Below are 24,108 nucleotides of genomic sequence, written 5' to 3'. Positions count from 1 at the left end.
GCAGAGCAGGCGCCTTAGGGTCAGAAGGACAGGGTCACGCCAGCGTAATACGCACGGCCTGGTTCGTTATAGGTCGATGCACCGTCATTTTCTCGGTAAATCTGCTTATCAAAGAGGTTGCTGATCCCGGCATTCAGGTGGAGGTCTTTTGTCAGTTGATAGTTACTACCGATCCCAACGATGGAATAGGCGCCAATCTCTTTATCTGACATCGCATTCTGCTCTTTGCGGATTTCAGCATTTTCTCTTGGCTTCTGGCGGCCATACATTGTCCAGCTAAGGTTCGCTGAAAGTTTGCTGCTTACCTGCCAGTCGAGCATCGTGTTGACGGTATATTTTGGGATAATCGACAGAGGGTTGCCGGTGTCCTTACTTTCAGACTGAATCATATACGTCGCATTGGTACGCCAGGTGAGCGTGTCGCGGATAACCGGGACGGTGAGGTTGCCTTCCAGCCCCTCAACAACAGCCTTTCCTCCGTTCTGCCACTGAAGGATATTTGCGCCGCTGCTTGTCTGGCCCAGCACATCCGTTCCTGAAACGATCTTGTTTTTGTAATCGTTGCGGAACCAGGTTATGCCAGCCTCGTAGCCTTCCAGCGCAAAGGCCAGGCCAATCTCTTTGTTCACGCTGATTTCAGGATCCAGATCCGGGTTACCTAACAGGTAACAGCTTCCTTCGGAAACGTTATTCGGGCAGCCATTGCCGCGGGTGGAAAGCAGATAGCCTTCGCTGGATTGATACAGGTTTGGCGCTTTAAATACCCGAGCGATACCCGCTTTAACCTTGAACATGTCACCCAAATCCTGAGAGAGGTTCAGGCTCGGGCTCCAGTTGCTGCCAAACTGATTGTGATAATCAAAGCGGAGCCCTGGGATCAGGTTGGTGCCCTGACGCGCTTCAATATTGTCCTCAAGATAGATGCCAGTGAGGTCAGCGCTGTTTTTGCTGTTGCGCTCAGAAGCCGTGCCGGGAACGCCGTTAATCACTTCTCCCGACACATTTGTCGCCTGCATTGAGGCCGGATCGTTCAGTTCATCACGGTTCCATTCTGCTCCAACGGTTAGCGTCTGTTCGACCAGCCAGAAGAAAGGAATGTTCAGTTCACCCGTTGAACGGTATGACTCCAGCCGGCTGGTATCGTATTTATCGCTATTGATCATCCCTTCAACTTTGCCCGTAGAGCCTTCTTCCAGGCGGGTGTTGTTGGTCTTTTCATAATAAACACCGAACTTTGACTGACCCCAGTCCCAGATGCCGTTGTGCGTAATGCCATAAGACTGGCGGTACATTCGGTTCGTTTCGTGTCCATACAGGGACGACACCAGACCGTCAGGGCTGACGTTGCTGTTGCTGTATTGAGTATCACCCGCGTAGATATTGCCCTGGCGGCTGTAGCTGTAGTCGAAATCGATAATCTGCTGTGGTGTGAGTTTCCAGGAGAGCAGGGCATTGATGTCCTTGTTGCGCACGCCTTCACGTCCGGCGGCGTAAGAACCGTTTTGCGCGGTGTTGATGTCCTGAGCATCTGCGTCGGTTTTATTGATATTCCCGTACAGGCGCATCGTTAACGCATCGCCCGCGAGGGGGCCGCTCAGATCAAAATTAGCGCGTTTCGTCGCTCCCTCTTTATCATTTTCAGGCTGGTTAGTGTACAGGGAGAGCGAACCGTGCCAGTCGTTGGTCGGGCGTTTGGTAATGATGTTGACGACGCCGCCGGCCGCCCCCGAACCATAGCGGGCGGCAGCAGGTCCCCGGAGCACTTCAATGCGCTCAACCATCTCTGGCGGAACCCAGTTGGTATCCCCGCGGGTGTCGCGCTCCCCGCGCCAGCTGTAGCGCACCGAGTTACGTGACGTCACCGGCACACCGTCAATCAGAATCAGCGTGTTCTCCGGCCCCATACCGCGGATGTCGATCTGGCGGTTGTTGCCGCGGCTGCCTGTCGCGCTGTTTCCGGTGAGGTTAACCCCGGGCATTTTGCGAATAATTTCTGAAAGATCGTTAACCGGTGGATCCTTTTCTATGTCCTTTGCCGTGATGATGGAAACCCCCGGCTGTTGCTTCAGCGCCTCTTCAGCGGTGGCCTGAACAACCATTGTTTCACCATCGGCGAGAGGATCTTCCGCTGCGTGCGCGCTCTGGTATAGCGTTGAAAGAATGGCGAGCGTAAGTGTAGCCGGGGCAAATCTTATTATGTTATTCATCAACTCATTTCCATTTGTTAAAAATGCGATGACGAATATTAATGATAGTCATTCTCATTACAATCAAATGACAGCAATCTCCATAAAATCTTCATGATTCAGACATTTTCGCAGGAAGGATGTAGAGATAAGAGAAGGCGGGAAAAGAGGCCAGACCGCGCGGCGATCTGGCCAGAAGGATCAGTGCTTGTCATCCTGCGGCATGTGGCGATAAATATAAACGCCGCTAAGCAGGGTGAAGATAAGGGTCAGCGCCGTCAGGCCAAACACCTTGAAGTTGACCCAGATATTCTGTGGCAGCCAGAATGCGATATAGATATTCGCCAGACCACACAGAATAAAAAATAGCGCCCAGGCGATATTCAGACGCCCCCACACAGCCTGCGGCAGGGTCAGTTCTTTCCCCAGCATGCGCTGGATCAGCGGCTTCTTCATCACCCACTGGCTGATGAGCAGCGCGCCCGCAAACAGGCCGTAAATCACCGTGACCTTCCATTTGATAAATTCATCATTGTGGAAGAACAACGTCAGGCCACCAAACATCGCCACCATCAGGAAGGTGATGAGCGCCATCTTTTCAACTTTGCGATAGCGAACCCAGCTGTAAATCAGCACCACAGCCGTTGCCACAATCAGCGCCAGCGTGCCGGCATAAATGTCGTACAGCTTATAAAAAGCGAAAAATACGATCAGCGGTAAAAAATCAAGAAACTGCTTCATTCTGCGATCCCAGTTACTGACGAATTAACATGTACAGGCGGAACAAATAGACCAGCAGCACGGCTGAAATCAGATTGCTCAGCGTATTGGCTACAACCGCTCCGACGTTTGGCGTTAACACCGCAAAATTCGGCGCAAACAGCAGCAGCAGAGTCTTGGCCAGCAACCAGCTGATAACGGCCGGGGCGACCAGTCGCATATTGGCCCACGCGAGCCTGATGCTGCTGCGCATGGCGGTGAAAATGCCCAGTTTGTCCTGTACAACCATTACTGGCGCGAATGAAAGCACGATAGCCAGCAGCACGCCCGGAACGACAACCAACATGATCCCCATCTGGACCAGCAGCGTGGTCAGGAAGATGAGGATGAACAGTTTTGGCAGCACCGGAGCGCTGGCCCCGATTGCACGTAACGCGCTGACGCGTTGGCCGGCAGACACCAGCTGGATCATCAGCAACACGCCACCCGCCAGAATGGCGTTGCCAATCAGGCCCGAGAAGGTCGATGCCGCAGATGCGCGCAGCAAGATTTGCTGTTGCTCTGGCGTCATATTCTGCACAAGGTCAAACAACCCTGCGCTGCCTGCAAGATGATCCCCCTGGCTCAGCGTGGCAATCTGTTCATCACTGGGTGAGAACGCATGACCCAGCACCACCGTAATAAAGGCGCACAACAACGCGATCAGTAAAAAGGTAATGAACTGATTGCGGAAAAAATTTCCCGTGTCACGGTAGACAGACTTCGCCGTGATAGACATGCACTCTCCTTGAGTATTGCAGGTGTTAATTAGCCGGCAATTGTACACCGGATAACACGCTGGTGGCAGCATCAAGGCTTGTATGGAAAAGCATATCTTTGTAAAGCGGCGGTAATCCATAGCGGGCGCGGGCGCGATTGCATGCCTCATTGACCTGCCCATCCTCTCCCGACATCGCGAAAGTGCGACACGGGCTGGGGCGATCCGCGTAAATGGAGCAGCGTGTGGATACCCCAGGTTCACCTTCCAGTGCCACACAGCGGCTCTGTTTTTGGTTGGTGCCGCGCATACAGCGCAGAAAAGGGGTCAAGGGTTCCGTGAGATCAACCGGAACGGTGCCGCCGCCATCGCTGGCTTCAGCCCAGTAGAAAGAGACTCGAAAATACGCACAACAGGCTCCGCACGTCATGCACGGGTTATGATCACTCATGGCACACCTGCAAAAGTAGAACGCATCAAATCACATTGTGAGAGCGATAAATTATCCAGCCGCTACAGGAAGCGCAAGAGAGGGAAAACAGAAAATTTTGTTACCATGCAATGCCAAAAATTGACGCGGTAACAACTTATTGTTTTATGAGGCGTCACCAAAAATTAACCTAGATCAATGAATGTTAACTTACTGGTTTTAATGTGATCTGTGGTAGATCACTTATTACTCATTTGTGAGTATATTCTCCTCCGCAATTAAAACCACAACGATGGAGCGGATATGAAAAAATTAGCGGTGGCAGCCCTTATCTTAAGCAGTCTCTCTGGCGGCGCGTACGCGCATGAAGCAGGCGAATTCTTTATTCGTGCCGGTTCGGCAACGGTGCGTCCAACAGAAGGGTCAGACAATGTACTGGGTATGGGCGGGTTTAACGTCAGCAATAACACCCAGTTAGGCCTGACGTTTACGTATATGGCAACGGATAACATTGGCGTCGAGCTTTTAGCCGCCACGCCATTCCGTCACCGCGTCGGTTTAGGACCGACCGGGGACATTGCCACGGTGCACCATTTACCACCCACGCTGATGGCGCAGTGGTACTTCGGCGATTCCAGCAGCAAGGTGCGCCCTTATATTGGTGCAGGCGTTAACTACACCACCTTTTTTGATGAGAAATTTAACGATACCGGTAAAGAGGCCGGGCTCTCCGATCTCAGCCTGAAAGACTCGTGGGGCATGGCGGGACAGGTTGGTCTGGATTATCTGATTAACCGTGACTGGCTTATCAACGCCTCGGTCTGGTATATGGACATTGATACGGACGTGCGCTTTAAAGCGGGCGGCCAGCAGCAAAGTATCAATACTCGTCTGGATCCGTGGGTATTTATGTTCTCAGCAGGCTATCGTTTCTGACAGAAGATATATCCCCTGTCAGCCGGTGATTGCTGTATGGTGGTTGTTCCACACACCTGGCTGGAGGGGATATCCCCAACATCAAATTTGAGTGTCCGGTTTGTGCAGGTAAACAGTTTCAGTTCACGACGTTCAGCCCAGCACATAGCCTACCTCACGGTGCTATCTGTTCCGTTTGCGGAACACGTCTCACCATTCATTCATGCCTGCCGAAGCTCAGACGACGACGGTGGCCAAAGCCAGTAAACTAGAAAAGGCCTCTGAGAGGCCTTTTTCGATCGTGCAATCACTTCTGAATTAAATAACGAATGGTTGGTCCGTCCTGCTGGATATCCAGCACGGTATAGCCGTGATTTTTGGCATCAAGCGGAATGTTATTGATCGACTGGGGGCAATCGCTCACCACTTCCAGAATTTCACCTTTCTTTAGCTGCGGTAGCGCTTCAAGCGTGGCGACGGCCGGGTAAGGGCAAGGTTCACCCACCATATCGAGACGATAGTCAGGCACGATCTCTTTCATGCGGCATTCTCCTGAGTTTCAGTTTTGGCGGTGGCGCGTCGGAAGAAGCGCTTCTCTTGTGCAACAACCAGTAAGAAGGCGATAAGCAGCAGGGCATAGGTCACCAGGAGTCCCCCGAGTGGACCAAAGGTATTCAGCAGGTTGACCTTGTCCCAGTTTGTTGCCAGTACCGGAGAGACGTCATCCCAGTAGCAGGCCAGAAGGGTAGAGCCAATCACGTTACCCAGACCCACCCACCAGTAATGCACCTGGCCTTCCACAGCGCGATACATCCAGCCGGTTTCACACCCGCCCGCCAGCACGATGCCAAAACCAAACAGCAGCCCGCCAATGACGGCATTTGGGCCTGCCCACATGATTTTCGGTTCCACGCCGAGCTGAACATAGCTGAAGATGCCGATCGCGCTCACGGCCATGCCGGCAATAATGGCTTTCGCCATCATGGTGCGTCCGGTGATCCACATATCGCGAAACGCGGAGGTAAAGCAGATCTGCGCGCGTTCAATCAGCAGACCAAAACCGACGCCGAACAGCATGGCCAGACCGAGTTTGGGCTGATTCATTGCGGTGCAAATCGCCCAGGCAACCATGGCAAAAAAGACCAGCATACCGAGGCGGAAGCGACGACGCGCCTGATCGGGTTTTTGCGTTAACGGAGAGGCAGCGCTAACTTTCGTCATTTTCACCGGAATGCGGAACAGCGGCAGCAGGGTGAATTTAGCACCGAAGTACGAGCCGATGGCGGTGGCGACGGCAAAGAACCAGGCATGCAGCGAGAACTGCGGAATACCGGTGAAGAACGCGGCAAGGTTACAGCCCATCGCCAGACGAGCGCCAAACCCGGCAATGATACCGCCCGCCACGGCCTGCACAATGCGAATGCGGCTTTTCGGCATGCGCAACTTAACGTTATTGGCCCACAGCGCGGCCGCAAAACAGCCGCCGAACATGCCAATGATCATCATCCCGTCGATGCGGGTCAGCGGTGTGCCCTCAAGATGGATCAGTTTGAAGTATCCCCACTCTTCGGCATGGACACCTGCCAGCTGTAATAGCTGCCCACCCCAGCGGGTAAACTCGCCCGTAACAGCCCAGAAGGTGCCGGTAATACCGAAATAATAAGTAGAGAGAATGCCTGCCGCGATAACGGCCGGAACAGGTGACCAGAACTTAACCAGGTAAGTCTGTTTGAAGGAATGCCATGACATGAATAACCTCTGAACTCAGAAGGGTAACGCTAAAAAGAGCCCAGATCATACGCTTACGCGAAAGTTTGGAAAGTCATTCACACCGAAAATATCGACAGGATCAATTTTGACCTGCTTCTTTCAGGAAGAGAGAAGGGAAAACCGCCTGACGCCGGGGCCAGACGGTGTTAACGGTTACGCCTTGCGCGTGGCCGCTTTCATGGATGTGACGAATGCGTGTAACTCAGTCAGCATCTGCTCTGGCTTATCCACGTTCTTCTCGATGATTTTCACGATAGCCGAACCCGAAATGGCTCCGGCGGCTTTCGCGTCAATCGCCGCAGTAACCTGATCCGGTGAGGAAATGCCAAAGCCCTGAAGCGGCGGTGCAGCATGGTATTCTGCCAGCTTCTCCACCAGATGATGCAGCGGCAGCGCGGCTTTGTTTTCCGCACCGGTGACGCCCGCACGGGAGAGCAGGTAGGTGTAACCTCGTCCGTAAGAGGCAATCTGGCGCAACAGATCGTCATCGGCATTCGGCGGACAGATGAAAATCGGCGCGACGTTGTGGCGCATCGCCGCCTGACGGAACGGCGCGGATTCTTCAACAGGCACGTCAGCCACCAGCACGGAGTCAACGCCCACGCGGGCGCAATCGGCGTAAAACGCATCAATACCGCGGCTGAACACCAGGTTGGCGTACATCAGCAGGCCGATCGGAATGGTCGGATGCTTCTGACGGATCGCCGCCAGCATTTCAAAGCACTGGCTCGGCGTCACGCCCGCGGCAAACGCGCGTAGCGTTGCGTTCTGAATGGTCGGGCCATCCGCCAGCGGATCGGAGAACGGAATACCGAGCTCCAGCGCGTCGGCACCGGCATCAATCAGGGTGTCGATAATCTTCAGCGACTGCTCCGGGCCGGGGTCGCCCAGCGTCACGAAGGGAACGAAGGCGCCTTCCTGGCGAGCTTTTAGTTGTGCAAATGCGTTGTCGTAGCGTTCCATCAGATTTCCCCTCGTGCTTTCAGAATATCGTGAACGGTGAAGATATCTTTGTCACCGCGACCGGAAAGGTTTACCACCAGCAGCTGCTCTTTTTCCGGGTTTTCCTTCATCATTTTCAGCGCGTGCGCCAGCGCGTGGGAAGACTCCAGCGCCGGGATGATCCCTTCATTGCGGCACAGCGTTTTGAAGGCCTCCAGCGCTTCGTCATCGGTGATGGAGACATAATCCGCGCGACCGGTGCTGTTGAGGAACGCGTGCTGCGGCCCTACGGACGGGAAATCCAGCCCGGCAGAGATTGAGTAAGACTCCTCAATCTGCCCTTCATCAGTCTGCATCATCGGGGCCTTCATGCCGAAGTAGATGCCCACGCGGCCATGCTTCAGCGGCGCTCCGTGCTCGCCCGTTTCAATGCCGTGGCCGGCAGGCTCAACGCCAATCAGCCCAACGCTGGTTTCGTCGATAAAATCGGCAAACATGCCGATGGCGTTAGATCCGCCGCCAACGCAGGCAATCACCGCATCCGGCAGGCGACCCTCTTTTTCGAGGATTTGCGCTTTAGTCTCTTCGCCGATCATGCGCTGGAATTCCCGCACGATGGTCGGGAACGGGTGCGGGCCCGCCGCGGTACCGAGCATGTAGTGGGCGGTTTCGTAGCTGCCAGACCAGTCGCGAAGCGCTTCATTACAGGCATCTTTCAGCGTGGCAGAACCGCTGTGCACAGGGATCACTTCCGCCCCCATCAGACGCATACGGAACACGTTTGGCGACTGGCGCTCAACGTCCTTCGCCCCCATGTAAATGCGGCATTTCAGACCGAGCAGGGCGCTGGCGAGCGCTGAGGCCACACCGTGCTGCCCCGCGCCGGTTTCGGCGATGATTTCGGTTTTACCCATCCGCTTCGCGAGCAGTGCCTGGCCAAGCACCTGGTTAGTTTTATGCGCGCCACCGTGCAGCAGATCTTCACGCTTAAGATACAGCGTGGTTTTGGTGCCTTCGGTCAGGTTGCGGCATTTGGTCAGCGCCGTCGGACGACCGGCGTAGTTTTTCAGCAGGTCAGTAAACTCCGCCTGAAACGCCGGATCTTTCTGTGCGCTCACAAACGCTTCTTCCAGCTGGCGCAGCGCGGGCATCAGGATTTGTGGGACATACATCCCACCGAACTCACCAAAATACGGGTTAAGTAATGTCGTCATCTTCTCTTCCTTAATATGCACGCAGAGTTTTAAATACCGATGCCAGCTTGCTGGCGTCTTTTATGCCCGGTTGGGACTCTACGCCTGAATTGAAATCGAGGCCGGCGCAGCCGGTTTTGGCCGCTTCCACACAGTTATCGGGGCTTAATCCCCCCGCCAGCAGGACATTGTCCAGCACTTCGCCACGCAGCAGTGACCAGTCGAAACGCTGCCCGGTGCCGCCCTGGCCGTTGTCGAGCACGTATTTATCAACATGCTTCAGGTTACGCGCGGGCAGGGTGGCGCCAACGCTTTGCGCTTTCCAGATCTGAACCTGAGGCGCCAGAACATGTCGCAGAGCATCGATGTACGCCTGATCTTCATCGCCGTGCAGCTGAACCGCGCTCAGGGATAACGCGTCCGCTTTTGCCGCAACGTCGTTAATATCCGCATTGCGGAACACGCCCACGTAGCTCAGTGGCGCAGCCGCGATCACCTTGTGCGCCTTTTCCTCATTAACGGCGCGAGGAGAGGACTCAACAAAGATCAGACCACCATAGATTGCGCCCGCTTCATATGCGGCCTGCGCATCCTGTTCACGGGTCAGGCCGCAGACTTTGTTCTCACCCAACAGCACGCGGCGCACGGCCGCGTTAAGGTCTTCGTGTTCCATCATTGCGGAACCGATCAGGAAACCGTTGGCAAAGTGGCTGAGTTCGCGCACCTGAGCGTAGCTGTTAATCCCGGATTCGCTGATCACCGTGACGCCCGCGCCCAGACGCGGCGCAAGCTGGCGCGTACGGTTGAGGTCAATCGACAGGTCGCGCAGGTCGCGGTTGTTAATGCCGACCACTTTGGCTTCCAGCGCGATGGCGCGCTCCAGCTCCTCTTCGTTGCTTACTTCGGTCAGCACGCCCATATTCAGGCTGTGCGCGACGGCGGAGAGCTGGCGATACTGCTCGTCATCCAGCACGGAGAGCATCAGCAGGCAGGCATCGGCCTGGTAAAAGCGCGCCAGCCAGATCTGATACGGGTCGATAATAAAGTCTTTGCACAGAATCGGCTGCGGCGCGATGCCGCTGACAACGGGCAGAAAATCGAAGCTGCCCTGGAAATATTTCTCATCCGTCAGCACAGAAATGGCAGACGCATGATGCTTGTAAATACCGGCAATACGCGCCGGGTCGAAATCGTCGCGGATCACGCCTTTGGACGGAGACGCTTTTTTACACTCCAGAATAAACGCGGTACGCGCGCCCTGGAGGGCATCATAAAAACGACGGCTGCTCGGAACGACGTCATTCTGAAAACTGGCGAGCGGCTGCTGTTGCTTACGGGCTTCCACCCAGATGGCCTTATCGGCGACGATTTTCGCTAAAACGGTCTGCATTATTTACCCTCTTGCCGCAAGTGCGGTAACGCGATCGTAAGCTGCACCGGAGCGCAGTACGTCCAGAACTTTTTGGGCGTTGGCTTTCAGATCTTCCTCGCCATGTAAACGCATCAGCATGGCTACGTTGGCCGCCACGGCGGCCTCATGGGCGGCCTCACCTTTACCTTGTAATAAGCGCGCGAGAATGTCACGGTTTTCTTCCGGCGTGCCGCCCGCCAGGGCGTCCTGATGGTACGGGGTCAACCCGAAGTCAGCGGCCTCAAGCTGATAGTTCAGCACTTCGCCGTTATTCAGTTCCGCCACCAGCGTGGGCGCATGCAGGGAAACTTCATCCATCCCGCCGCTGTGTACCACGGCGGCGCGTTGGTAACCGAGGACGCGCAGCGTCTCCGCAATCGGCAGGACCAGCTCCGGGCTGTAAACGCCAATCAGCGCCAGCGGCGGGTGCGCCGGGTTAATGAGTGGACCGAGCACGTTAAACAGCGTGCGGGTTTTAAGCTGCTGGCGAACCGGCATCGCGTGGCGGAAACCGGTGTGATACTTCGGCGCGAACAGGAAACAGACGCCCAGATCATCCAGCGCTTCACGGGAACGCTCGGCGTTCATGTCCAGGTTGATACCGAAAGCCGCCAGCAGGTCGGACGATCCGGAACGGCTGGACACGCTGCGGTTGCCGTGTTTCGCCACTTTCAGACCGCATGCCGCGGCCACAAAGGCGCTGGCGGTGGAAATATTGATACTGTTACTGCCGTCGCCACCGGTCCCGACAATATCGGCAAACGGATAGTCCGGGCGCGGGAACGGGGCGGCATTTTCCAGCAGTGCGGTTGCCGCGCCGGCGATCTCCTGCGGGCTTTCGCCGCGTACCTTCATGCTCACCAGCGCAGCGGCCAGCTGCTCAGGCTTCAGCTCGCCGCGCACGACGGCGGAGAACAGCTGGTGACTCTCCTGCTGGCTCAGGGTCTGGGCCTGATACAGTTTTTCCAGAATCGGTTGCAGGGTGTTGGTCTGCTCCAGCTTTTGCAGCGCCCAGTCGAGCGTTTGCTCCAGCAGGCGCGCGCCGTTGGACGTCAGGATAGATTCCGGGTGGAACTGCATTCCGCAGACGCGATCCGCATCGTGACGCACCGCCATCACCATCCCTTCAAACGAGGCGTTAATGGTCAGCCCGGCCGGAATATTGCTGCCGACCAGCGAGTGGTAACGCGCTACCGGAAGCGGGTTCGGCAGCCCGGCAAACATCGCCTGACCGTCATGTTCAATACTTGACGCTTTACCATGCAGGATCTCCCCCGCCTGACCCACGTAGCCGCCGTAGGCTTCGACAATCGCCTGATGGCCGAGGCAGATGCCGATAATCGGCAGCTTGCCGCGCATACGGGTCAACAGCTCAGGCATACAGCCCGCTTCGCTCGGCGCGCCTGGTCCCGGGGAGAGCATCAGCACCGGGTTTTGCATGGTCGCCAGACGGTCAATCAGCGTCTGGGCCGGAACGTGGTTGCGATAGATAACGACGTTGTGACCATTCGCACGCAGCTGATCTGCCAGGTTGTAGGTAAAGGAGTCGATATTATCGAGCAGCAGAATGTCAGCCATCAGAAAATCTCCTGTGCATGGTGTGCGGTAGCAATGGCGCGCAGTACCGCGCGCGCTTTACTGCGGGTCTCGTCGGCTTCCGACTGCGGAACAGAATCCAGCACAATCCCGGCCCCGGCCTGGACGGTAGCAATGCCGTCCTCAACGTAGGCGGAGCGGATCACGATGCAGGTATCGAGGTCACCGTGAGCGGTGAAATAGCCCACCGCACCACCGTAGCTGCCGCGACGGCGTCCTTCCGCTTCGGCGATCAGCTGCATGGCGCGGACTTTCGGCGCGCCGCTCAGGGTGCCCATGTTCATGCAGGCGCGGTAGGCGTGCAGAACGTCGAGGTCGTGGCGCAGTTCACCCACCACGCGGGAGACCAGGTGCATGACGAAGGAGTAGCGGTCGACTTTGGTCAGGTCCGCCACGTAGCGGCTGCCTGGCGTGCAAATGCGTGCCAGATCGTTACGCGCCAGGTCAACCAGCATCAGGTGTTCGGAGAGCTCTTTATGGTCGGTACGCATTTCCAGTTCGATGCGGCTGTCGAGATCGCGGTCCAGGGAGCCATCGGCACGACGGCCACGTGGACGGGTTCCCGCTATCGGGTAGATCTCAATCTGGCGGCTGGTAGCGTCGTACTTGAGGGAGCTTTCCGGCGACGCGCCAAACAGAGTGAAATCATTGTCCTGCATAAAGAACATGTACGGGCTTGGGTTGCTCTTTTTCAGCACATCGTAAGCCGCCAGCGGCGACGGGCAGGGCAGTGAAAAGCGACGGGACGGCACCACCTGGAAAATCTCCCCGGCACGAATCGCTTTTTGCATCTGACGCACCACCGCGCCGTACTGATCGTCGGTCTGACTCACCTCGCAGGTCATCTTTTCAACACGCTGCACCGGCAGCGCGGGCGGTGCTTCCGACATCTGCTGTTGCAGTTGGGCTATGCGCTGCGCGAGGCGATTTTTCTCAGACACAGACGGCGTGAACAGGCTGGCCTGGATGCGGGTGTATTTTTTCTGATGGTCGATCACCAGCAGGGTTTCGGCCAGGTAGAAGCAGTAGTCCGGGCAGCGGTTACCCTGCTCGGTTTCCGGTAAATCTTCAAAGCCAGCAACCAGGTCGTAAGCAAACAGCCCGCCAAAGAACATCGCTTCGCGCTCATCTTCCGGCATGGCCACCAGATTTTGCAGCAGACGGAAGGCGTCAAAAACGGAGAGCGAGCAGAGGCGGGCATCCTCATCCAGCAGCTGGCTTACCGGTGGGAAATGCAGAATTCGCAGGTCCGGATGACGCTCATTTTCAATACCTGAAGGCAGAGCCGCATCCAGCAGCGGCAGCAGCGATGCGCCATTATCAGAGAGCGCCTTAATGGTGACGGTGTCACCCGACGCGGTAATGCGCAGCGCGCTGTCAACCAGCAGCAGGCTTTTAAGATCGTCCTTGCTGTCAATGTCAGCAGATTCCAGCAGCAGTGTCGCGGGACGTGCGCCGCACACCTGATGAAACAGCGCGGTAGGGTTATGGCGATAGGCCGCCTCGCAGGTCAGCAGTTCGAGGTGGGGTTTGGCTGTTTGCATGTTGTTGTTCTCATATTCTGTTCAAAAAAAAGCCCGCTGGGTAGCGGGCCGGGTATCTGTTTGCTTATCGCAGACGCGTAACACTGCCCGAAGATCAGGAAGTACGCCACCAACCGTGCAGAGCGAAATGTGCTGTCATTTTCAGATACCTTTCTCGTGTGAACTTGCGTACTAGTTAACTAGTTCGGTGGCGTGTTGTCAACCCCTGATTTCAGTATTTCACGGTTAGTCGGTATCATAGGGGCTTCGGATGTCTCCAACCTGTTATGGGAAGTGCTTTGAGCGATACCACCTACGCCGTAATTTATGATTTACACAGCCATACGCAGGCTTCAGATGGCCTGCTGACACCCGAAGCCCTGGTCCATCGCGCCGTTGAAATGCGTGTCGGCACGCTGGCAATAACCGATCACGATACCACTGACGGCATTCCCGCCGCGCGCGCCGAGATTGCCCGCAGCGGACTGGCGCTGGATCTGGTGGCCGGGGTCGAGATCTCGACGGTCTGGGAAAACCACGAAATTCATATCGTTGGCCTGAACATCGATACGGAACATCCGGCCATGCGTGCTTTTTTGCAGGAACAAAAAACACGCCGCAATCAACGCGCGGAGATGATTGGCGAACGTCTGGAAAAAGCGCATATTCCCGGTGCGCTGGAAGGCGCACAAAAGCTGGCGAACGGTGGGGCGGTGACGCGCGGCCATTTCGCCCGTTTTCTGGTGGATGCCGGTAAGGCGACGACCATGGCGAATGTCTTTAAAAAGTATCTGGCGCGCGGGAAAACCGGATACGTTCCCCCACAGTGGTGTACAATAAAACAAGCTATTGATGTGATTCATCATTCTGGCGGTAAGGCCGTGCTGGCCCATCCGGGGCGGTATAATCTTTCTGCTAAATGGCTGAAAAGACTGCTGGCGCACTTTGCCGAATGCGGCGGTGAGGCAATGGAAGTTGCCCAGTGTCAGCAGGCACCCAATGAGCGTTCGCAGCTTGCGACCTACGCCCGTCAGTTTGGTCTGCTTGGGTCACAGGGTTCAGATTTCCATCAGCCCTGCGCGTGGATTGAACTGGGGCGCAAGCTCTGGTTACCCGCGGGCGTTGAGCCTGTCTGGCAGCTCTGGGAACAGCCACAGCAAATTGAAGAGAGGGAAGTATGAGTCAGTTTTTCTATATCCATCCGGATAACCCCCAGCCACGTCTGATTAATCAGGCCGTGGAGATCGTCCGCAAAGGCGGCGTTATTGTCTACCCAACCGATTCTGGCTATGCGCTGGGCTGTAAAATCGAGGACAAAGGGGCGATGGAGCGCATCTGTCGCATCCGCCAGCTGCCGGACGGCCACAACTTCACCCTGATGTGTCGCGATCTCTCTGAGCTGTCGACCTATGCTTATGTTGATAACGTGGCGTTTCGCCTGATTAAGAACAACACGCCCGGTAACTACACCTTCATTCTGAAAGGGACAAAAGAGGTGCCGCGTCGTCTGTTGCAGGAAAAACGTAAAACCATCGGCATGCGCGTGCCGTCGAACCCGATTGCCCAGGCGCTGCTGGAAACCCTCGGCGAGCCGATGCTCTCCACATCGCTGATGCTGCCGGGCAGTGAGTTTACCGAGTCCGACCCGGAAGAGATTAAAGATCGTCTGGAGAAGGTGGTGGAGCTGATTATTCATGGCGGCTATCTTGGCCAGCAGCCGACCACCGTGGTGGATCTCACCGAAGACGCGCCAGAAGTGATTCGTGAAGGCGTGGGCGATGTTAAGCCTTTCTTGTAACGGTGTAAGCAGATATACTACGCGGCCATCAAAGCAGGGCGCTGCCCTGTTTTTGACCTGATTCGACGCCTGTGAAGGCGACACCTGAGGAAGCTCAATGAGCGAGAAGTTACAGAAAGTGCTGGCGCGCGCCGGCCACGGTTCGCGCCGTGAAATCGAAGCCATTATTGAAGCAGGCCGCGTGAGTGTGGACGGTAAAATCGCCACGCTCGGTGACCGCGTTGAAATCGTACCGGGGCTGAAGATCCGCATTGACGGCCATCTTATCTCCGTGAAAGAGTCTGCTGAACAGATCTGCCGCGTGCTGGCTTACTACAAGCCGGAAGGCGAACTGTGTACCCGCAACGATCCGGAAGGCCGCCCGACGGTGTTTGACCGCCTGCCAAAATTGCGTGGCGCCCGCTGGATTGCCGTAGGGCGTCTGGACGTGAACACCTGCGGCCTGCTGCTGTTCACCACCGATGGTGAACTGGCAAACCGTCTGATGCACCCGAGTCGTGAAGTGGAACGTGAATACGCCGTTCGTGTGTTTGGCCAGGTTGATGAGAATAAACTGCGCGACCTGTCGCGTGGCGTTCAGCTGGAGGACGGCCCTGCGGCGTTCAAAACCATCAAGTTTACCGGTGGTGAAGGCATTAACCAGTGGTACAACGTTACCCTGACAGAGGGACGTAACCGCGAGGTGCGTCGTCTGTGGGAAGCGGTCGGTGTCCAGGTGAGCCGTTTGATTCGCGTCCGCTATGGCGACATTCTGCTGCCGAAAGGCCTGCCACGTGGCGGCTATACCGAACTGGATCTGACGCAAACCAACTACCTGCGCGATCTGGTTGGCCTGACGCCAGAAACCACGTCGAAAGTAGCGGTAGAGAAAGATCGTCGTCGCATGAAGGCGAATCAGATCCGCCGTGCGGTGAAGCGTCACAGCCAGGTTAGCAGCAATCGCCGCTCTGGCAGCCGTAATAACAACGGTTAATCGAAAAGCCCGGTGAATATACCGGGCTTTTTTCTTCAGTAATCAATCCCCATTTGCGCTTTGATACCCGCATCGAATGCATGCTTAACCGGACGCAGCTCGCTGACGGTATCGGCCAGCTCCAGAATATCCCGATGACACCCGCGCCCCGTGACGATAACCGTCTGATGCGCTGGGCGGTTTTTCAGGGCAGCCAGCACGGCCTCCAGAGGCAGATAGTCGTAGGCGACCATATAGGTGATCTCATCCAGCAACACCATGTTCAGCGACGGGTCTGAAAGCATTCTTTTGGCGTGCTCCCAGACGGCGAGGCAGGCTGCGGTATCGGTTTCCCGGTTCTGGGTATCCCAGGTAAAACCGGTCGCCATCACCTGAAACTCAACGCCATGCGGCTCGAGCAGATTACGCTCGCCGTTGGGCCATTCACCCTTGATAAACTGGATCACGCCCACTTTCTGCCCATGCCCGACTGCGCGGGTGGCGGTACCAAATGCGGCGGTGGTTTTGCCTTTACCGTTGCCGGTGAACACGATGAGGATCCCGCGCTCGTCCTGAGCGGCCGCCACGCGTGCATTAACCTGTTCTTTTAGACGCTGCTGGCGCTGCTGATGACGATTTTCACTCATTGCGATATCCCCGGTTTGCGGCCTGGCTGGGCATCGAAGGTCATTCCGGTTTTGCGACGGCTGTCGTCACCCATCAGCCACAGGTAAAGGGGCATGATATCGGCCGGGGTTTTAAGCTTCTGCGGATCTTCTGTCGGGAAGGCGCTGGCGCGCATTTTGGTGCGCGTACCGCCCGGGTTAATACAGTTAACCCGCAGGTGGCGGCTTTGGTACTCTTCGGCCAGCACCTGCATCATTCCTTCGGTGGCAAATTTTGAGACGGCGTAAGCCCCCCAGTTCGCACGCCCCTGACGCCCCACGCTGGAGGAGGTAAAGACCAGCGAGCCGGAATCGGAGTTGAGTAATAAAGGAAGCAAGGCCTGGGTCAGGAAAAACGTCCCGTTGACGTTAACCTGCATCACCTGCTGCCAAATCTCCGGATCCTGTTCATCCATCGGGCGCACTTCGCCCAGTAACCCCGCATTGTGCAGTACGCCGTCCAGACGCGGATAATGCGTGCTGATACGCTGGGCAAGAGCCTGACATGACGCGGGCGTGCAGGTCAGCAGATCGAGCGTATACCAGGGTGTGGGGGTACCGCCGGCGTTTTCGATTTCACGGGCGACGGCCTTAAGCTTTTCTTCATTACGTCCCAGCAGAATAAGGCTCGCACCGTATTCAGAATAGGTCAGCGCCGCTTCGCGACCAATCCCGTCGCTGGCACCGGTAACCAGAATGATGCGGTTCTGTAGAAGGTTTTTTTGTGGCTGATAATGCACGGTGGCTCCTCAGGCGCATTGGGCGTGACTTGCACCTTTATTTATGACTTTTCGGCTTTATGCCCGAAACAGCGTCAGAATTCAATCAGTCTACAGGACAGATCGCTGGGAAATTAACAATTTGCAAAGATTTAAACCAGAAACGGGGGATTCCTGAAGCCGCCTCGCAGAGGTAATGTCCAGAGCGAGACGCCTGCACAGGGCTGTTGTACACTGGCGTGAAAGATTCGTGGTTAAATCAAGGTGGAACGCGTGGAATTACTTTCTCAGTATGGGTTGTTTTTGGCCAAAATCGCGACGGTGGTTATTGCTGTCGCGGTGATTGCCGTCCTGATTGTCAACCTGACGCAGCGTAAGCGTCAGCGTGGTGAGTTACGCATTACCCGCCTGAGCGAGCAGTATAAAGAGATGCAGGAGGAGATGTCTCTGGCGCTGCTTGACGATCATCAACAGAAGCTGTGGCTAAAAGCCCAGAAGAAAAAACATAAGCAGGACGCCAAAGCTGCGAAGGTGAAAGCTAAGCTCGCCACGCCACAGGCTGACGCAAAACCGCGCGTATATGTGCTCGATTTTAAAGGTAGCATGGATGCGCATGAGGTCTCCTCTCTGCGTGAAGAAGTGACGGCGGTGCTGGCCGTGGCGACAGCCCAGGATCAGGTGGTGGTACGCCTTGAAAGCCCGGGCGGCGTAGTGCATGGGTATGGACTGGCGGCTTCGCAGTTACAACGTCTGCGGGATAAACAGATCCCGCTCACCGTGGCGGTAGATAAGGTCGCGGCGAGTGGCGGCTATATGATGGCGTGCGTGGCGGATAAAATCGTCGCGGCACCGTTCTCCATTATCGGCTCGATTGGGGTGGTCGCGCAGATCCCTAACTTCAATCGTTTCCTGAAAAATAAAGAGATCGACATCGAACTGCATACGGCGGGTCAGTACAAACGTACGCTGACGCTGCTCGGCGAAAATACCGAAGAGGGACGGCAGAAGTTCCGGGAAGATCTGAACGAAACCCACCATCTGTTCAAGGATTTCGTGCACCGCATGCGTCCAACGCTGGACATTGAGCAGGTGGCTACGGGCGAACACTGGTACGGCACGCAGGCGCAGGAGAAAGGGCTGGTGGATGAAGTGGGTACCAGCGACGACCTCCTGCTCAACCTGATGGAAGGCCGTGAGCTGGTGGGGGTGCGCTTCACCCGACGTAAGCGCCTGCTCGACCGTTTTACTAATAGCGCGGCAGAAAGCGCAGATCGCCTGCTGCTACGCTGGTTGCAGCGCGGACAAAAGCCGCTGCTGTAAAGACAAACGCGAGGCAGATGCCTCGCGTTTTCGTTTTAATCGACCAGGTGGTACTTCTCTGAGAGGGTATGCGCCAGGTATTTAAACATGTTAAACACGGCGGTGCTTTTTGGGGTGGGTAACCCTTGTTCATCAAGGAAGTATTCACCGCTGAACACCAGCACGCCATTACGCTGTTCCACGCCAGTCGCTTCAATCCCCGCCAGGGTGTCTTCATGGTCGCGAATGAGTTTGTTTGCTTCGATAAGCAGTGAAGCTCGGTCAATGGGTTGAGTCGTATTCTGCATATTCCACTCCTTAAACAGTGACAATAGTCTACGCCTGGGTCGCTTCGGGGGCAAATTTTCCCTGTTATCCGAGGGGATAAGGAACAGGGGCTGGCTGGCGGGATTTGCTTTTGCATGCTAATAAAGTTGCGTAACGAATTTTATCAGGTACAGTGTGCGCTTTCGTCATTCTGGCAACAGAATTGCTTGACATTCGACCGGGAATTCGTCACGAATGAACTTTGATGTGAGAAAAATACCCGAAAACTCAATGACCTGGATGTCGCCATTCTGACGTTCGGTAACACATAGGGGTTGATATCCCCTGACGACGTCGCAATATCAATGGCTCGTCGTCAGCGGAAGGGAAATCAACGTGCGGCGTATTCCTGGAAGAATTAAATTAGGTAAAGGTGAATATGGGTAAAGCTCTCGTCATCGTTGAGTCCCCGGCAAAAGCCAAAACGATCAATAAATATCTGGGCAATGACTACGTGGTTAAGTCCAGCGTTGGTCACATTCGCGATTTGCCGACCAGTGGCTCAGCCAGCAAAAAGAGCGCAGACTCTACCTCCACCAAAGGGGCTAAAAAGCCTAAAAAGGATGAACGTAGCGCGCTTGTCAACCGCATGGGTGTTAACCCATGGCACAACTGGGATGCACATTACGAAGTGCTGCCAGGCAAAGAAAAAGTCGTTAACGAGCTGAAACAGCTTGCTGAAAAAGCAGACCACATTTATCTCGCAACCGACCTTGACCGCGAAGGGGAGGCCATCGCATGGCACCTGCGGGAAGTGATCGGGGGTGATGACAAACGCTACAGCCGTGTAGTGTTCAACGAAATTACAAAGAATGCGATTCGTCAGGCGTTTGAAAAGCCGGGTGAACTGAATATCGACCGTGTTAACGCTCAGCAGGCGCGTCGCTTTATGGACCGCGTTGTAGGCTACATGGTCTCGCCGTTGCTGTGGAAAAAGGTCGCTCGCGGCCTGTCTGCGGGGCGTGTTCAGTCTGTGGCTGTTCGTCTTGTTGTAGAGCGTGAACGCGAGATCAAAGCGTTCGTCCCGGAAGAGTTCTGGGAAGTGGATGCGAATGTCACCACGCCGGGCGGCGATGCGCTGCCGTTGCAGGTGAGCCACCACAACGACAAACCGTTCCGTCCTGAAAATCGCGATCAAACCATGGCCGCCGTGGCGCTGCTGGAAAAAGCGCGTTATCAGGTTCTGGATCGTGAAGACAAACCGACCAGCAGCAAGCCTGGCGCACCGTTTATCACGTCAACTCTCCAGCAGGCGGCGAGTACGCGTCTGGGTTACGGCGTGAAGAAAACCATGATGATGGCCCAGCGTTTGTATGAAGCGGGTTACATCACCTACATGCGTACTGACTCCACCAACCTGAGCCAGGACGCTGTCAACATGGTGCGCGGCTATATCGAGGACAACTTCGGTAAGAAATACCTGCCGGACAGCCCTAATCAGTACGCCAGCAAAGAGAATTCTCAGGAAGCGCACGAAGCGATTCGTCCTTCTGACGTTTCCGTTCTGGCTGAATCGCTGAAAGATATGGAAGCGGACGCCCAGAAGCTGTATCAGCTGATCTGGCGCCAGTTCGTCGCCTGCCAGATGACGCCAGCGAAATACGACTCCACCACGCTGACCGTCGGCGCGGGTGATTTCCGCCTGAAAGCGCGCGGCCGTATTCTGCGCTTCGACGGCTGGACAAAAGTGATGCCTGCGCTGCGTAAAGGTGATGAAGACAGAACGCTGCCTTCAGTCAACAAAGGTGACGAGCTGTCGCTGGTTGATCTGGTCCCGGCTCAGCATTTCACCAAGCCGCCTGCGCGCTTCAGCGAAGCATCGCTGGTGAAAGAGCTGGAAAAACGCGGCATCGGTCGCCCGTCCACCTATGCGTCAATCATTTCGACCATTCAGGATCGTGGATACGTTCGCGTTGAGAACCGTCGTTTCTATGCTGAAAAAATGGGTGAGATTGTCACCGACCGTCTGGAAGCGAACTTCCGCGAGCTGATGAACTATGACTTCACCGCTCAGATGGAAGACAGCCTCGATGAGGTTGCCAGCCATAAGGCAGAGTGGAAGAAAGTTCTCGACAGCTTCTTCAGCGATTTTACCAATCAGCTTGAGAAAGCCGAGAAAGATCCTGAAGAGGGCGGCATGCTGCCTAACCAGATGGTACTGACCAGCATCGACTGCCCAACCTGTGGCCGTAAAATGGGGATCCGTACCGCGACCACGGGCGTATTCCTCGGTTGCTCTGGTTATGCGCTGTCGCCGAAAGAGCGTTGCAAAACCACCATCAACCTCGTGCCGGAGAACGAAGTTCTCAACGTGCTGGAAGGTGACGATGCGGAGACCAACGCACTGCGCGCCAAACGCCGCTGTAAGAAATGCGGCACGGCGATGGACAGCTACCTGATCGATCCAAAACGCAAACTGCACGTTTGTGGCAATAACCCGACCTGCGATGGTTATGAGATCGAAGAAGGTGAGTTCCGCATTAAGGGCTATGACGGTCCAATCGTTGAGTGTGAAAAATGTGGTTCCGAAATGCACCTGAAAATGGGACGCTTCGGTAAGTACATGGCATGCACCAACGACGACTGTAAAAACACGCGTAAGATCCTGCGTAACGGTGAAGTTGCGCCGCCGAAGGAAGATCCGGTTCCGCTTCCTGAGCTGCCGTGCGAGAAGTCAGACGCGTATTTCGTGCTGCGTGACGGCGCTGCCGGGGTATTCCTGGCGGCCAACACCTTCCCGAAATCGCGCGAAACCCGCGCGCCGCTGGTAGAAGAGCTGTACCGCTTCCGCGACCGTCTGCCGGAGAAACTGCGTTACCTGGCCGATGCGCCACAGCAGGATCCGGAAGGCAACAAAACCGTAGTGCGCTTCAGCCGTAAAACGAAGCAGCAGTACGTGGCGGCAGAGAAAGAGGGCAAAGCGACCGGATGGTCAGCCTTCTTCGTCGACGGGAAATGGGTTGAAGGTAAGAAATAATCTTTCCTTACCGTAACTTACCTGTGAAAGGGCCGGACTTCCGGCCCTTTTTTATTACGTAGTTATTATTTTTTGTTCCGTACTATACAGCCTGGCTATAAATGATATAGTGGTTATAGTTAACCCGTTTCTTATTATCAAATCGTCTTAAGCGATTGACGCATGCGCTAAATCGGATGGTCTGGCATGAAATTACAGCAGCTTCGCTATATCGTTGAGGTCGTCAATCATAACCTCAATGTCTCTTCCACCGCAGAAGGTCTTTATACCTCTCAGCCCGGCATCAGTAAGCAGGTGCGTATGCTGGAGGATGAGTTAGGTATTCAGATATTTGCCCGCAGCGGTAAGCACCTGACGCAGGTCACGCCGGCTGGACAGGAAATCATACGCATCGCACGGGAAGTGCTCTCCAAAGTTGACGCCATTAAATCCGTCGCCGGGGAACATACCTGGCCCGATAAAGGTTCTCTGTATATTGCCACCACGCATACACAGGCGCGTTATGCGCTTCCCGGGGTGATCAAAGGTTTTATCGAACGCTATCCCCGCGTTTCCCTGCATATGCATCAGGGCTCACCGACGCAAATCGCAGAGGCCGTGTCTAAAGGTAATGCAGACTTCGCTATCGCGACGGAAGCGCTCCATCTGTACGATGATCTGGTCATGCTCCCGTGCTACCACTGGAACCGCTCTATTGTTGTGACCCCGGATCACCCGCTGGCGGGGAAGGGCGAAGTGACAATCGAAGAACTGGCGCAATACCCGCTGGTGACCTATACGTTCGGCTTTACGGGCCGGTCTGAACTGGACACCGCGTTTAACCGCGCCGGATTAACGCCACGGATTGTCTTTACGGCGACGGATGCGGACGTCATAAAAACGTATGTGCGTCTGGGCCTGGGCGTTGGGGTTATTGCCAGCATGGCGGTGGATCCTGTCTCAGACCCGGATCTGGTGCGTCTGGATGCGCATGATATTTTCAGCCACAGCACCACCAAGATAGGTTTTCGTCGCAGCACGTTCCTGCGCAGCTATATGTATGATTTTATTCAACGCTTCGCGCCACATTTAACGCGCGACGTGGTGGATACAGCTGTGGCGTTACGCTCCAATGAAGACATCGAAGAGATGTTTAAAGACATTAAACTTCCCGCCAAATAATCACACCCGGTATCTTTCTGGTACGGAAAGATACCGTCATTCCCCTTTAAACCTGAATTAGAATTATCATCATCTACGCCCACTGTCATATATCGTCATAACCCATTTAATGACTATGGTTTTACTGTCGCAAATTTGCGACAAAAGTAGAAACTAATTTACAGGTGTGCAAATTATTCTTTTCAATTATTTATTTCGGGTCAAAAGATTGAATTTTCCCAGGCCCAGATACGTAAATTCACTGGCTTTTCGGCTAAAGTTTCTTTAGGATTTATCTCATCAGATGATTACTTGTGCCAATTGTTTGGTCTCTAAATGATAAGCGATATCGATTGTATGAGGTTAGCAATGCCGTCAGGAAGTGAAGAACCGCAAAGGGATCCCGCGCTTAAGCGTAAAGCCTGGCTGGCGGTCTTTCTTGGCTCTGCCCTGTTCTGGGTGGTGGTTGCTCTTCTTGTCTGGAATTACTGGGGTTGATTATGGTCATGACGGTGCGTACAGAAGCGAGAAAAGAGATGTGTCAGCTTCGTGACAATGCTCACAAAGCCCGTAAGGCGCCAGCAACCAGCGTGCCAGCTTCCTGGAAACTGACGCCACAACAGCAGGCCTTTATTGATGTGTTCGCGGAAGACGAACCCAAAAAACAATAATTTTGATTTTTGCGTAATGATGCAAATAGTCTGAATAAAGACTATGCACTTTTGTACTCCTTAATAAATACACATCAGCAATATAGAACGAGGGCAGACCTCGCAACCTTAAATAAT

Annotated in this window: 24 protein-coding genes and 1 other annotated feature; of the genes, 9 read left to right on the top strand and 15 right to left on the bottom strand. The window is 55.1% G+C overall.

Annotated elements, in window-relative coordinates; all coding sequences use genetic code 11:
• Positions 1-20: 20 nt before the first annotated feature.
• The 4 genes from ACNQ0W_RS04030 to ACNQ0W_RS04015 all read right to left on the bottom strand — a co-directional run bounded on the left by ACNQ0W_RS04030 (position 21) and on the right by ACNQ0W_RS04015 (position 4,114).
• A complete protein-coding gene (locus ACNQ0W_RS04030; protein WP_062932933.1) occupies positions 21-2,207 on the bottom strand; it encodes a TonB-dependent siderophore receptor in 2,187 nt (728 codons plus the stop codon).
• A 180-nt stretch (positions 2,208-2,387) separates the two neighbouring features.
• Positions 2,388-2,927, bottom strand: a complete 540-nt coding sequence (locus tag ACNQ0W_RS04025; RefSeq protein WP_062932934.1) for a septation protein A — start codon at positions 2,925-2,927, stop codon at positions 2,388-2,390.
• A gap of 13 nt (positions 2,928-2,940) precedes the next feature.
• Complete coding sequence (locus ACNQ0W_RS04020; RefSeq protein WP_003856765.1) at positions 2,941-3,684, bottom strand: YciC family protein; 744 nt, start codon at positions 3,682-3,684, stop codon at positions 2,941-2,943.
• A 25-nt stretch (positions 3,685-3,709) separates the two neighbouring features.
• Complete coding sequence (locus ACNQ0W_RS04015) at positions 3,710-4,114, bottom strand: YkgJ family cysteine cluster protein (RefSeq protein ID WP_003856766.1); 405 nt, start codon at positions 4,112-4,114, stop codon at positions 3,710-3,712.
• Positions 4,115-4,396: 282 nt separating this feature from the next.
• Here ACNQ0W_RS04015 and ompW point away from each other — a divergent pair, with 282 nt between their 5' ends.
• Entirely contained in the window at positions 4,397-5,029 is a 633-nt protein-coding gene (gene ompW / locus ACNQ0W_RS04010; protein ID WP_003856769.1) for an outer membrane protein OmpW, read from the top strand.
• A gap of 286 nt (positions 5,030-5,315) precedes the next feature.
• Here the strand turns inward: ompW and yedF are convergent, their stop codons facing one another.
• The 8 genes from yedF to trpL form a co-directional block, all read right to left on the bottom strand.
• Positions 5,316-5,549 (bottom strand): sulfurtransferase-like selenium metabolism protein YedF, encoded by a 234-nt coding sequence (yedF, locus tag ACNQ0W_RS04005; RefSeq protein ID WP_003856774.1) that lies wholly within the window; start codon positions 5,547-5,549, stop codon positions 5,316-5,318.
• Entirely contained in the window at positions 5,546-6,757 is a 1,212-nt protein-coding gene (gene yedE, locus ACNQ0W_RS04000; protein WP_062932935.1) for a selenium metabolism membrane protein YedE/FdhT, read from the bottom strand. The genes yedF and yedE overlap by 4 nt, the downstream gene beginning before the upstream one ends.
• A 174-nt stretch (positions 6,758-6,931) precedes the next feature.
• On the bottom strand, positions 6,932-7,741 hold the full coding sequence (gene trpA, locus ACNQ0W_RS03995) for a tryptophan synthase subunit alpha (protein ID WP_062932936.1): 810 nt from the start codon (positions 7,739-7,741) through the stop codon (positions 6,932-6,934).
• Positions 7,741-8,934: a tryptophan synthase subunit beta gene (gene trpB / locus ACNQ0W_RS03990; protein WP_003856780.1), complete on the bottom strand. Its 1,194-nt coding sequence runs from the start codon at positions 8,932-8,934 to the stop codon at positions 7,741-7,743. The genes trpA and trpB overlap by 1 nt, the downstream gene beginning before the upstream one ends.
• A 10-nt stretch (positions 8,935-8,944) precedes the next feature.
• Positions 8,945-10,303: a bifunctional indole-3-glycerol-phosphate synthase TrpC/phosphoribosylanthranilate isomerase TrpF gene (gene trpCF / locus ACNQ0W_RS03985; RefSeq protein WP_062932937.1), complete on the bottom strand. Its 1,359-nt coding sequence runs from the start codon at positions 10,301-10,303 to the stop codon at positions 8,945-8,947.
• 3 nt (positions 10,304-10,306) lie between these two features.
• The gene (gene trpD / locus ACNQ0W_RS03980; RefSeq protein WP_062932938.1) at positions 10,307-11,902 is read right to left on the bottom strand and encodes a bifunctional anthranilate synthase glutamate amidotransferase component TrpG/anthranilate phosphoribosyltransferase TrpD; all 1,596 of its coding nucleotides are present in this window, start codon (positions 11,900-11,902) and stop codon (positions 10,307-10,309) included.
• Positions 11,902-13,464, bottom strand: coding sequence for an anthranilate synthase component 1 (locus ACNQ0W_RS03975; RefSeq protein WP_062932939.1), 1,563 nt, complete (start codon positions 13,462-13,464; stop codon positions 11,902-11,904). Before ACNQ0W_RS03975 ends, trpD begins: the two co-directional genes overlap by 1 nt.
• A 23-nt stretch (positions 13,465-13,487) precedes the next feature.
• Positions 13,488-13,582, bottom strand: a sequence feature (Trp leader region).
• A complete protein-coding gene (trpL, locus tag ACNQ0W_RS03970; protein ID WP_071524153.1) occupies positions 13,559-13,603 on the bottom strand; it encodes a trp operon leader peptide in 45 nt (14 codons plus the stop codon). Its footprint overlaps the feature before it by 24 nt.
• A gap of 127 nt (positions 13,604-13,730) precedes the next feature.
• On the opposite strand from trpL, the gene rnm reads away from it, so the two are divergent.
• The 3 genes from rnm to rluB all read left to right on the top strand — a co-directional run bounded on the left by rnm (position 13,731) and on the right by rluB (position 16,214).
• A complete protein-coding gene (rnm, locus tag ACNQ0W_RS03965) occupies positions 13,731-14,624 on the top strand; it encodes an RNase RNM (RefSeq protein ID WP_169802591.1) in 894 nt (297 codons plus the stop codon).
• Complete coding sequence (locus tag ACNQ0W_RS03960) at positions 14,621-15,241, top strand: L-threonylcarbamoyladenylate synthase (RefSeq protein WP_003856793.1); 621 nt, start codon at positions 14,621-14,623, stop codon at positions 15,239-15,241. Before rnm ends, ACNQ0W_RS03960 begins: the two co-directional genes overlap by 4 nt.
• A 97-nt stretch (positions 15,242-15,338) precedes the next feature.
• On the top strand, positions 15,339-16,214 hold the full coding sequence (gene rluB / locus ACNQ0W_RS03955) for a 23S rRNA pseudouridine(2605) synthase RluB (protein ID WP_003856794.1): 876 nt from the start codon (positions 15,339-15,341) through the stop codon (positions 16,212-16,214).
• Positions 16,215-16,249: 35 nt separating this feature from the next.
• On the opposite strand, the gene cobO is transcribed toward rluB, so the two are convergent.
• Both cobO and ACNQ0W_RS03945 read right to left on the bottom strand, forming a co-directional pair.
• On the bottom strand, positions 16,250-16,840 hold the full coding sequence (gene cobO / locus ACNQ0W_RS03950; RefSeq protein ID WP_062932941.1) for a cob(I)yrinic acid a,c-diamide adenosyltransferase: 591 nt from the start codon (positions 16,838-16,840) through the stop codon (positions 16,250-16,252).
• Positions 16,837-17,598, bottom strand: a complete 762-nt coding sequence (locus ACNQ0W_RS03945; RefSeq protein ID WP_017384219.1) for a YciK family oxidoreductase — start codon at positions 17,596-17,598, stop codon at positions 16,837-16,839. Before ACNQ0W_RS03945 ends, cobO begins: the two co-directional genes overlap by 4 nt.
• Positions 17,599-17,850: 252 nt before the next feature.
• Here ACNQ0W_RS03945 and sohB point away from each other — a divergent pair, with 252 nt between their 5' ends.
• Positions 17,851-18,897 (top strand): protease SohB, encoded by a 1,047-nt coding sequence (gene sohB, locus ACNQ0W_RS03940; protein WP_062932942.1) that lies wholly within the window; start codon positions 17,851-17,853, stop codon positions 18,895-18,897.
• A gap of 35 nt (positions 18,898-18,932) precedes the next feature.
• On the opposite strand, the gene ACNQ0W_RS03935 is transcribed toward sohB, so the two are convergent.
• On the bottom strand, positions 18,933-19,184 hold the full coding sequence (locus tag ACNQ0W_RS03935) for a YciN family protein (protein WP_003856804.1): 252 nt from the start codon (positions 19,182-19,184) through the stop codon (positions 18,933-18,935).
• Positions 19,185-19,582: 398 nt separating this feature from the next.
• Between ACNQ0W_RS03935 and topA the strand changes: the two genes are divergently transcribed.
• The 4 genes from topA (at position 19,583) to ACNQ0W_RS03915 (ending at position 23,991) form a co-directional block, all read left to right on the top strand.
• A complete protein-coding gene (topA, locus tag ACNQ0W_RS03930) occupies positions 19,583-22,180 on the top strand; it encodes a type I DNA topoisomerase (RefSeq protein ID WP_003856806.1) in 2,598 nt (865 codons plus the stop codon).
• 186 nt (positions 22,181-22,366) lie between these two features.
• The gene (gene cysB, locus ACNQ0W_RS03925; protein ID WP_006810844.1) at positions 22,367-23,341 is read left to right on the top strand and encodes an HTH-type transcriptional regulator CysB; all 975 of its coding nucleotides are present in this window, start codon (positions 22,367-22,369) and stop codon (positions 23,339-23,341) included.
• Between the two features lie 336 nt (positions 23,342-23,677).
• Entirely contained in the window at positions 23,678-23,818 is a 141-nt protein-coding gene (locus ACNQ0W_RS03920; RefSeq protein WP_213083754.1) for a YmiA family putative membrane protein, read from the top strand.
• A 2-nt stretch (positions 23,819-23,820) separates the two neighbouring features.
• Positions 23,821-23,991 carry a hypothetical protein gene (locus tag ACNQ0W_RS03915; protein WP_006810843.1) on the top strand — a complete coding sequence of 57 codons (171 nt, stop codon included), beginning with the start codon at positions 23,821-23,823 and terminating at the stop codon, positions 23,989-23,991.
• The last annotated feature ends 117 nt before the right edge of the window (positions 23,992-24,108 follow it).

This window comes from Enterobacter cloacae complex sp. 6730903 (genome assembly GCF_048283985.1).
Classification (GTDB): domain Bacteria; phylum Pseudomonadota; class Gammaproteobacteria; order Enterobacterales; family Enterobacteriaceae; genus Enterobacter; species Enterobacter hormaechei_C.
This window is presented reverse-complemented; position numbering and strand designations above follow the sequence as displayed.

Excerpts from the sequence above, each read along its gene's own strand:
- ACNQ0W_RS04030 (WP_062932933.1), bottom strand. The coding sequence starts at position 2,207 with ATGAATAACATAATAAGATTTGCCCCGGCTACACTTACGCTCGCCATT.
- ACNQ0W_RS04025 (WP_062932934.1), bottom strand. The coding sequence starts at position 2,927 with ATGAAGCAGTTTCTTGATTTTTTACCGCTGATCGTATTTTTCGCTTTT.
- ACNQ0W_RS04020 (WP_003856765.1), bottom strand. The coding sequence starts at position 3,684 with ATGTCTATCACGGCGAAGTCTGTCTACCGTGACACGGGAAATTTTTTC.
- ACNQ0W_RS04015 (WP_003856766.1), bottom strand. The coding sequence starts at position 4,114 with ATGAGTGATCATAACCCGTGCATGACGTGCGGAGCCTGTTGTGCGTAT.
- ompW (WP_003856769.1), top strand. The coding sequence starts at position 4,397 with ATGAAAAAATTAGCGGTGGCAGCCCTTATCTTAAGCAGTCTCTCTGGC.
- yedF (WP_003856774.1), bottom strand. The coding sequence starts at position 5,549 with ATGAAAGAGATCGTGCCTGACTATCGTCTCGATATGGTGGGTGAACCT.
- yedE (WP_062932935.1), bottom strand. The coding sequence starts at position 6,757 with ATGTCATGGCATTCCTTCAAACAGACTTACCTGGTTAAGTTCTGGTCA.
- trpA (WP_062932936.1), bottom strand. The coding sequence starts at position 7,741 with ATGGAACGCTACGACAACGCATTTGCACAACTAAAAGCTCGCCAGGAA.
- trpB (WP_003856780.1), bottom strand. The coding sequence starts at position 8,934 with ATGACGACATTACTTAACCCGTATTTTGGTGAGTTCGGTGGGATGTAT.
- trpCF (WP_062932937.1), bottom strand. The coding sequence starts at position 10,303 with ATGCAGACCGTTTTAGCGAAAATCGTCGCCGATAAGGCCATCTGGGTG.
- trpD (WP_062932938.1), bottom strand. The coding sequence starts at position 11,902 with ATGGCTGACATTCTGCTGCTCGATAATATCGACTCCTTTACCTACAAC.
- ACNQ0W_RS03975 (WP_062932939.1), bottom strand. The coding sequence starts at position 13,464 with ATGCAAACAGCCAAACCCCACCTCGAACTGCTGACCTGCGAGGCGGCC.
- rnm (WP_169802591.1), top strand. The coding sequence starts at position 13,731 with ATGGGAAGTGCTTTGAGCGATACCACCTACGCCGTAATTTATGATTTA.
- ACNQ0W_RS03960 (WP_003856793.1), top strand. The coding sequence starts at position 14,621 with ATGAGTCAGTTTTTCTATATCCATCCGGATAACCCCCAGCCACGTCTG.
- rluB (WP_003856794.1), top strand. The coding sequence starts at position 15,339 with ATGAGCGAGAAGTTACAGAAAGTGCTGGCGCGCGCCGGCCACGGTTCG.
- cobO (WP_062932941.1), bottom strand. The coding sequence starts at position 16,840 with ATGAGTGAAAATCGTCATCAGCAGCGCCAGCAGCGTCTAAAAGAACAG.
- ACNQ0W_RS03935 (WP_003856804.1), bottom strand. The coding sequence starts at position 19,184 with ATGCAGAATACGACTCAACCCATTGACCGAGCTTCACTGCTTATCGAA.
- topA (WP_003856806.1), top strand. The coding sequence starts at position 19,583 with ATGGGTAAAGCTCTCGTCATCGTTGAGTCCCCGGCAAAAGCCAAAACG.
- cysB (WP_006810844.1), top strand. The coding sequence starts at position 22,367 with ATGAAATTACAGCAGCTTCGCTATATCGTTGAGGTCGTCAATCATAAC.
- ACNQ0W_RS03920 (WP_213083754.1), top strand. The coding sequence starts at position 23,678 with ATGAGGTTAGCAATGCCGTCAGGAAGTGAAGAACCGCAAAGGGATCCC.
- ACNQ0W_RS03915 (WP_006810843.1), top strand. The coding sequence starts at position 23,821 with ATGGTCATGACGGTGCGTACAGAAGCGAGAAAAGAGATGTGTCAGCTT.